The 8,061-nt window shown below is 50.7% G+C and carries 13 protein-coding genes and 1 pseudogene; all 14 read right to left on the bottom strand.

Annotated elements, in window-relative coordinates; genetic code table 11:
• Positions 1–241: 241 nt before the first annotated feature.
• Positions 242–712 (bottom strand): hypothetical protein, encoded by a 471-nt coding sequence (locus tag NM10_RS07770; RefSeq protein WP_020311037.1) that lies wholly within the window; start codon positions 710–712, stop codon positions 242–244.
• 12 nt (positions 713–724) lie between these two features.
• On the bottom strand, positions 725–1,015 hold the full coding sequence (locus NM10_RS07765; protein ID WP_020311036.1) for a hypothetical protein: 291 nt from the start codon (positions 1,013–1,015) through the stop codon (positions 725–727).
• A 12-nt stretch (positions 1,016–1,027) separates the two neighbouring features.
• Entirely contained in the window at positions 1,028–1,966 is a 939-nt protein-coding gene (locus tag NM10_RS07760; RefSeq protein WP_020311035.1) for a hypothetical protein, read from the bottom strand.
• A gap of 9 nt (positions 1,967–1,975) precedes the next feature.
• Positions 1,976–2,284 (bottom strand): hypothetical protein, encoded by a 309-nt coding sequence (locus NM10_RS07755; RefSeq protein ID WP_020311034.1) that lies wholly within the window; start codon positions 2,282–2,284, stop codon positions 1,976–1,978.
• Positions 2,285–2,295: 11 nt separating this feature from the next.
• On the bottom strand, positions 2,296–2,613 hold the full coding sequence (locus tag NM10_RS07750) for a hypothetical protein (RefSeq protein WP_020724095.1): 318 nt from the start codon (positions 2,611–2,613) through the stop codon (positions 2,296–2,298).
• 10 nt (positions 2,614–2,623) lie between these two features.
• Positions 2,624–3,184: a phage tail-collar fiber domain-containing protein gene (locus NM10_RS07745; RefSeq protein ID WP_020311032.1), complete on the bottom strand. Its 561-nt coding sequence runs from the start codon at positions 3,182–3,184 to the stop codon at positions 2,624–2,626.
• Positions 3,168–3,809: a phage tail protein I gene (locus NM10_RS07740; RefSeq protein WP_020311031.1), complete on the bottom strand. Its 642-nt coding sequence runs from the start codon at positions 3,807–3,809 to the stop codon at positions 3,168–3,170. The genes NM10_RS07745 and NM10_RS07740 overlap by 17 nt, the downstream gene beginning before the upstream one ends.
• Entirely contained in the window at positions 3,806–4,921 is a 1,116-nt protein-coding gene (locus tag NM10_RS07735; protein WP_020311030.1) for a baseplate assembly protein, read from the bottom strand. Before NM10_RS07735 ends, NM10_RS07740 begins: the two co-directional genes overlap by 4 nt.
• Positions 4,908–5,222 (bottom strand): hypothetical protein, encoded by a 315-nt coding sequence (locus NM10_RS07730; RefSeq protein ID WP_020311029.1) that lies wholly within the window; start codon positions 5,220–5,222, stop codon positions 4,908–4,910. Before NM10_RS07730 ends, NM10_RS07735 begins: the two co-directional genes overlap by 14 nt.
• Before the next feature lie 9 nt (positions 5,223–5,231).
• Positions 5,232–5,702 carry a phage tail protein gene (locus tag NM10_RS07725; RefSeq protein WP_020311028.1) on the bottom strand — a complete coding sequence of 157 codons (471 nt, stop codon included), beginning with the start codon at positions 5,700–5,702 and terminating at the stop codon, positions 5,232–5,234.
• A gap of 8 nt (positions 5,703–5,710) precedes the next feature.
• Positions 5,711–6,175, bottom strand: a complete 465-nt coding sequence (locus tag NM10_RS07720) for a phage baseplate assembly protein V (RefSeq protein ID WP_020311027.1) — start codon at positions 6,173–6,175, stop codon at positions 5,711–5,713.
• The gene (locus NM10_RS07715) at positions 6,165–7,331 is read right to left on the bottom strand and encodes a phage late control D family protein (protein ID WP_020311026.1); all 1,167 of its coding nucleotides are present in this window, start codon (positions 7,329–7,331) and stop codon (positions 6,165–6,167) included. Before NM10_RS07715 ends, NM10_RS07720 begins: the two co-directional genes overlap by 11 nt.
• 4 nt (positions 7,332–7,335) lie before the next feature.
• Positions 7,336–7,539, bottom strand: a complete 204-nt coding sequence (locus NM10_RS07710; protein WP_020311025.1) for a tail protein X — start codon at positions 7,537–7,539, stop codon at positions 7,336–7,338.
• Positions 7,532–8,061 (bottom strand): annotated as a pseudogene (locus tag NM10_RS07705) (phage tail tape measure protein); the annotation flags it as partial. The gene NM10_RS07710 and the pseudogene NM10_RS07705, both read right to left, overlap by 8 nt.

Genomic DNA, 8,061 nt, shown 5'->3' with positions numbered 1-8,061 from the left:
CCAGCATCAGGCAGTCTTCAAGATTTTCTACCTACGCATCCAAGAGCTCTATAAAAAATGGAAGGGTCGTCACGTCGCAAACTGGGCGATGGTCCGGAACCAGCTGCTCATGGACGACAGGATGTCTCAGCTTATGCAGCAATACGATGTTGCTTATTGAATCGATTTACACAAAACTCTTGACACACCCAAAGAAGCGGTTCGATATGGCGCGTTTACTGCATCTGCATATACCCACTGTCTATTGGAAAATGCCGATAACATAGCCGTTTATGTTTTTGGCCGTTGAGTGCAGCGTTTGGCCATTGTATGACGGCCACATGTCGTAGTTGTCATCTCCCCCATGAACGGATACGACAGACATTAGCTTAGCGGTTAGAGGCCAGGGAATGGGTACTGCGTATTGGCTTCCCATAGGCACATCTACCCACTGTATAATTAGGCCGCCGACCAGGCTACCGAAACATACATATCCATTTTGGCCCAGGCTATACTTGACCCCGGTCGCTTCTAAAACTTTCTGTATCATCTTCGCAAGCAAGCTGTCCGATGTCAGTGTATTGACAAGTCCGCCCAGCGCCGTGCTTGCAAGTGTATTGACGATGCCCTGGTTCCAGTCCGTGACCTGAGATACTTCGGTTTCTGGATGGAAGTTATCATACGATTGTGTCGTTTTGTTCCAGTGATGCAAAATAACTTTTAAAATGCTCATGTTGTTATCCTCCTATTTACTGACTTCAATCCAAATCGTGTGTTGGTCGGTCGGTTCCGTTCCGCCTATGTATAAATCTTCAGTCGGCACTTCTATCCATGTGCTTGATCCGGCAGACGGCTCTACACTGATTGTGATGCCGTTATTAATCGCATCGTATACGCCGCCGCTGGTGACGGGGTTGGTAGAGCCAGACGTGGGCTTGCTGTCGAACGTCAATTTATCCTGCTTTGCCGCAATCAGTGTCTTAATTTTACTGACTGCATATTTCAGCCCGGCCGCATCTAAAAATTTAGTTGCCATGACAGCCACCCCCTATGCAAAGCAGGTGTCGATCTCGGTCTGGCTAAGCGCCGAGTACGTGACTATGCTGGCCGAATTTGCCGGCGTGTATCCGAGGGCTGCTGTGACATTAGCAGACGTCAGCGAGATGACGCCGGATGAAACACTGAGATTGCTCCCGATTTTCACACCCCCTAAAACGCTGGAAGTAGCTGTCGGCAATGTGTAGTTACTGAGTCCGGCCAGTTTATTCTTTTCGGCCGTTGTATAGTCATTGGTACTGAGCCCTTTGCCGCTTACGACTTTGACATAGGTCGTCGTAATGGTGTTGCCGTCGCCATCCCGGACGGCCTTGTCGGCAGTGCTGACGGCGTCGTTGATGAGCACGTAGGCCGTGCCGGAATATCTGTATACGTCGTTGTCGGTGCTGCCAATGTCGACGTACATGGTGTTGGTCGAGCCTGTGATTTCCGTCGTATGCGTGGATTCTTTGTAGAATTTGCCGCCGCTGTAGTAGCCTTCGATTACTTCGCCGATATCGCCTGGGATGTACTGGGCCGGAATCTTTTTGTCAGATCCGAGCGGGGCAACCCCATTGGCCGCGCCGATGAGCGACGTTGCGATACGTGCTGTGCTATCGACCGCATTAATAGTGATGTTCGCCTGCCCGTCAAAGGACACGCCGTTGATGGTCCGTGCTGTAGCTAACTTGGTTGCTGTATCAGCGGCACCGGCAGTCGAGGCTTTCGCACTGATGCCCAGATAAGTAGTAGCTGCATCCGTCTTACTCAAGTAAACGCTGGCCGCATCGGTCTTACTTAATTTGGTGTCATCGGTAATCGTGATGCCGGTCTTATTGAGTGCGACGCCGTTGATGGTGATGCCCTGGGGCACATACTTCCCATCGTTCGCCGCATCCTGCTTCGTTTTAAAATATTTCAGGCCATCGAGGTCCAGAAATTTTGTTGCCATAGTTTCCTCCTAAAAAATCGCATCAATATCCATGTTCAGTATGGTGTCCGCCAGTGCATCCTTTCCCGCCGGTCCCTGTGGTCCTACTGGCCCCTGTGGGCCTGTATCTCCCTTCGGTCCTTTTATATCCACCGGAGCGGGGTTGTCCCGGCCGCCGTCATTGGTCCAGGATAATATGCCGTCATCCGTGATATGCGGCGTATAGACGGCCCCTTTGGCCCCGGCTATGCCCATGCCTACCGTCAGGGTATTCCCGGCGCTCAGACGGGCAGACAGCGTAGGGTACCGTGCCGTCAATACAGCCCTAATTTTATCCATGCGGCCACCTCCTACGTCGTCGTGACGTCCGGCAGCAGATGGAACTTGCCCGGGCCGATGGTCTGATGAGTCCCGTCTGATAAGGTCAACTGTACATCCCATACATAATCACCGTAGGCAAGGCCCTGGGTCTTGTCGTGCGTCAGATCTACGACGGATCCGTCCATCGGACATTGCAGAACATAGTCAGTATCGTCATAGGTCCGTTTGACAGAGAAGATGCCGGTATATCCCGTAATGGGTGTGCCGTCTGCCTGTACCGGCTGAATGGTAAAACTGTCATCGTCGCCACGTACATAGTAGATGTCCATGCCTCGTATTTTCAGCATCTCATCACCCCTATTCGACGATTTCGACCCACATGCCACGCTCAGACATAGACGCCGGTTTATTGGCTGTTGATGTGACCATTAAAATGTTTTCATGTGCTGCATCGTCTGTATTATGTGCGACGGTCAAAAATCCATTGGGGTTGATGGTCGCTGACACGTTACCCGTATTGCTCATGGTAAACTGTAACTGAAATTCTTGCTGTACAACCGTGCTTCCGCCTTCGGCTGGCATATAATCTGGATTGTCGTCCGTCATCGCCACATACATGATTTCACCGACATCCGGGTCCGTCGCAAAGAGTCCCAGCTCTGATATCTTGAATCCCGTTTTAACCCCGCTGTTACTGATAGTCAGCTCCAGCGTTACGGTATTCCCGCTCTGCGTAATTTTATTGATGCCCAGTGTCATCTGTTCATTGATTAGTGCTGTTGCACTGTTCAACGGCCCGGTCCGCGTACCGGACCCGATAGCAACACGCGTAAACTTGAGTGTAGTCAGGCCCGCATTGATTTTGGCTTGCAATGTCGCCCCGACATCGGTCATGGTGATTTTATTCCAATTTGCCATGAATGATATCCCTCCTGAATGTGCCGACAGCCCCGGCAAAATAAATATCTTTCTGTGCTATCAGCATTTGTTTTAAATCAAACGTAATGCATGTCTGGCGAACAATACTCATATTCGCGCCGAACCTAGCTTCTCCGGTGCATCGCCTGATGAATTGCACATAATCCAGCCATGATCGCGTGTTTTTATACGCATTAATCAACCTTACCATTTTATTGATTAGTGTTACTCCATCTAATGGAGCCGTTATCAGCGTTACTCGGAAGTGATAGGGCTGACCGTCGTATTCAGGCCATTCCTGCACCACAGCTGATTGATACACCGTAGCTACGGCCCGCTGTACAGCATATTTTGTGCCCTTGAATTTATGTAGTAAAAACGATTCTTTGACCTGCTGCCTTTTTACAGACAAGTCCGAATTATCATCGTATTCGTCGACGTGCATCTGCTCTGCCAGATGGTCAATGAGCGCTTCCGGCAGGTCATCAATGGCCGGGTAAATCAGTAACAAATCCGGATTGATGTCGGACAGCGCCATATCGACGACGCGGGCCAAATCCGGTACGGGGTCTTTGTTGATGGATTCCGGCAAATGTTCTGCGATTTTGTAATCCGCATCTTTCATTCGTCTTCACTCCCTCCTAAGACGACGGATACCGTTTTATCCTGGGCAACTTGTACGCCTGTCAGCACGGTATAGGTCGGCGCCGTGACGATGACGCGTTTTACGCCGGCGACGGCCATAACGTCGGCAATCAGTCGCGACGGGTTGATGTCCCGGCCAATTTTAGATTTCTGCCACAGCCGATAGTTATTTACGGCTGTCGTTACGGCGTCTTTGACAGTAGATTCCGCCGTGCCGACGTCGGTATAATAGGTCAGGGTAATGTCATAGGATACCGCATCCGGTGCGACGACCGATATGTTATCGGTCAACGGCCGTACTTTATCCGCAGATACTACCGTTTTTACCGCGTCCAGTAATTCCTGCTCCGGCAGTGTCCCGCCTGTCATGAGCGGCCTGATTTCAACCGTTCCTGCGCTGGGACTGGTTACAGCGACGTCAATGATGCCGCTGTTAGCCGACTTCGTCCAATACTCGTAAGCCCCTGTCGGCCCCGCTGTAGAAAAACGTTCCGGCGCTTCGTGGATGCGTTCTCGATAGTCGTCGTCCGCTTCCTCATCGGCTCCGCCAGCACTCGTTGTAGTGTTGACGATGGATGCCACGTAGGCCACCAGGTCGACGACGGATTTGATTTCTCCCGGCAGGAATCCGTTTCCCGCCGTGCCGACGGTTTGGCAGGTCGCTTTTACCGTCGTTGTCAAGTTCCCTGCCAGGACGGCCGCATCTTCGTTGGTTGCGAAATAAATACCGCTGTCTGTCGTTACACGCGTTCCGGCTTTTACGATGGTTTCCTGTTCGCGTTTAGCTGCCAACGTAATCAGCAGCGTTGTCGTTGCGGCCGATGCCGGTATTCGCGTCGTGTCGGAAAAAGCGCCGAGGTTATCCAGATTTCCACTGGACGCATATTTCAGCAGATTCTGTTTGCCGATGTAATTTTGATTATTTACAAGCCGGATAATCGCTTCGGATACGACCAGCAAGAATAGTCGTACTGGGTCGCCTTGGGCTAAGGTCCGGCCAGTTATGCGGGTATAGTCGTTAAAGACGGCAGCTTTGATTTTCTCCGCATCGCCGTCTACGAATTCGATGTCTGGTAAATCAGCTAGTTTCATTAATTTTCACCGTCACTTTCGGCGTAAGCCGTCCTTTTGGGTCGCCCGTGAATGTTATTTCCGTAATGCTTACCCGTGGCTCATAGCGCTTGATTTGAGCAAATATTTCACTCGACAAGATGGCTTCTGCTTGTAGTATGGGTTTATCTACTGCATCCCCGGAAATGCCAAACTCCCTATCGAGCGGCACTGAGAATTTTACAGTCCCCAAGATGGTCCGGACGTTCTGCAATATTTCTTCGATTTTTGTTGCTGGCGCAAAATCAATGGTTTTAGCGTCTGGCATTACAACATATTCCATGGATACCTCCTATCTAAAGACGGTTAATATCCCGTTGGCAATGCTGCCATAAAGGTTTAATTTTGATTTTTCTTCATGGTAGTTGCTATCATCATATTCGACCAGCTTGACGTTTACTTTGGCCCAAATCAATGCCCCGACGGAACTGAAAAAAGTGTCCGAAACGGACATGGAGTCCAGGCGCCAATAATTCTGGCTGACTGGCCGCATCCCGATGATCAGTGGAAATACGGTACCGTTTTCGCACATCTCCTTCATCGTTGCCAGGTCCTTCTTTATCGCAATATTGTGCGATGCTGTAAGGATGAGGTCAAAAGTGATTGTTCGTAATTTCGGCCCGATGAATTCGCTGACCGGCTTATGATAAATAATGTCATGGTCCTGCCAGCGGCTTCCTGCCTCGGTCTGGTAGTTGGCCGGCGTCCTTAGATAATGCGACGATACGATGAATGGCAGACTGCCCATATATCCGATATACATAGCACCTCCTATTCTGGCGTACTCGTTTTACTGCCACCCGGCGTGACGCCGCCGTGTACATGTGACACGAGTGATATGCCGTTGACTACCACATCCCCACTGGAAGCATTAATCTGCAAAGCCCCGCCAACATTGATTTTCAGATTTCCCGGCGTGTCGATGACCCTTGTATTGGCATCGGCTCCGCCAGGCGGCGCATCAGTGCTGCTGAAGAAGGTCCCCAGCACGAATCCGTCGCCTACGCCGGCACCCGAAAAGTTCGGCATCTGTATGCAGAGCACTTGGTCCCCGACAGCCGGCATCCAGAAATCTTTCGATTCCGATGAGCCGCGTTGAAGGACGAACAAATCGTTCGTTACCTTGTTTCCCTTATCTTCACGGCATACGCGCACGGTTCCGTCTTTTGGAGTCAGTGCGCATACGGTTCCGTAAAATATCAGGTTCTCCAACAGCTTTTTGATGTTAGTATCCATCGAGGCACCTCCTCATTTCCAGGCTGAGTACATACCCATTGCCCAGACTGTGCGTCGCCTTGGTAATGATATATTTCCCGTCAAAGGCGCCGAAGTTCATGAAACCGACGACAATACCGGCCATGAAGTGGAAGTCGCCGTACAGGCTAAAAGATGCCGTGATTTCATCCCGGTTCTGCTCTCGCAATTTTTTCTTGGCCAGCTTATTTGCGGCGTCCACTGTGTCGCATTGTTCATTCACTTCCAGCGTCAGCCCCGTTTGCTTATTCGGGGCTTCAAAATAGCCCTCGATGACTTCTTTGTTCTTGCCCTGCTTGTATTTAACGTGGCAGGCCCGATAAATATCACGGGTCTTGGCTTTCATTGAGTAGGACAGGAAATCCGTGAAGTTCAGCGGGTTTTCAGGCGATACGTCATCATCGCTCGTCTGCTCTGAAAACGAGGCTGTCCCTGGCCGCCAGAATACAATCAACGGCTCCTGGTTTTCCAACTGGTATTCATCGAGGATGATAATGGTCTTGGTCGATATTTTCAGATCCAGGCCGGCATCATCACATAGCTTTTTTAAAAATTCAAGGTCTGATGCGTCTGACTGCTCGACATGCTCATACGATGGATTGTTCTGGGCCCCCGGCTCATAGTCCAGTGACATGCCATTTCTCCAGGCGATGTCATTGGCGATTTTATAGAGGCTGATATTATCCCAGGATTGATTCTGCTTAATGCCTCGCAATGACGTATCAGCAATGGCATTGACGGCTTTGATTTGTACCGTCGTCGGCATCCCGTTGATTTCGATTTCATCGACCTCAAATTCTCCGACTGGCAGTTCTTTGATGCCCTCGTTGACGCCGTTTTTGTTCAGCGTATAAAGGGTAATGTCCAATTTGGACCCCGGTTCCGGATACCACGTGTCCTGCCACAGCTGCGCACGGTCTTCCAAAGTAACTGTCATATCATCAACCTGCCCGGACAGGTTGTCCGTCACTTCAATGGATAGCAGATACTTCATCATATCTTCGGATATGTCTTTGCTCTCTGTTTCTCCTGCCGGCGTATACAGTATTTGAGCATAGGCCCGGCGGCCGAGGAATGTCCCCGGCGTCAGTTCTTTTTTCCATTCATTTAATTTGGCTTTAATCGTTTCTAGGGACATGGCATCACCGCTTCCATGGTGGCAAAATCTTGGATGACTGGATTACATTGATGTCCGGGACGTCCAATATGATCCCTGCTGGAAAAATAGCCGTGTTTCGGTACGCTTCATTCGCTTCCAGCAGTTCATTCATATAGAGCTCATTGCCGAAAATTTTATACGCAATGGCATCCCACATGTCCCCCTGGACTGTCGTGTACTTATTCATAGCTCAACCGCCTCCGTCCTGCGGATACTCTATCCAGCATTTTAGGCAGTTCCCGCTGGAATTGACGCGCCTGTTCTTCCAAGGCTTGACGGACGGCATCAGCGACGTCGCCACCGCCCTGGACGTTGATAGTCGGCCGGAAGTCCAGTGTGATGCTGCTGTTGCTGTACATCGGGGCTTTGGCTGTTCCTGCACTCATCCGCTGCGGCGTTTTCGGCATGACACCTAACGCGGCTCCTGCCTGCTGCCACAATGAGATAGCTCGTGCCGACCCGTCTAAAGGGATAGCGGCTTCTGCCGAGTCTTCCGCGAATGTTGTCAGGAAGGCCCCACGCTGATAAATGCCACCTCTGGCGTTTTCGCTGACGTCATCACCACTGCTGGTTGCTTCACTGATTGTACGGGTTATGTTTTGTGCAATATTGATAGCCGTATCAATCGGATGGGATAAGGCATTGACCAGGCTATTCCACTTATCCATAGCCCAGTCTACGGCCTGGCCAATGGCATCCATGACACTGC

This window comes from Megasphaera sp. NM10, from assembly GCF_000417505.1.
Lineage (GTDB): Bacteria > Bacillota > Negativicutes > Veillonellales > Megasphaeraceae > Megasphaera > Megasphaera intestinihominis.
Note: the sequence above shows the minus strand (reverse complement) of the source record. Positions and strands in the feature narration are given on the sequence as shown.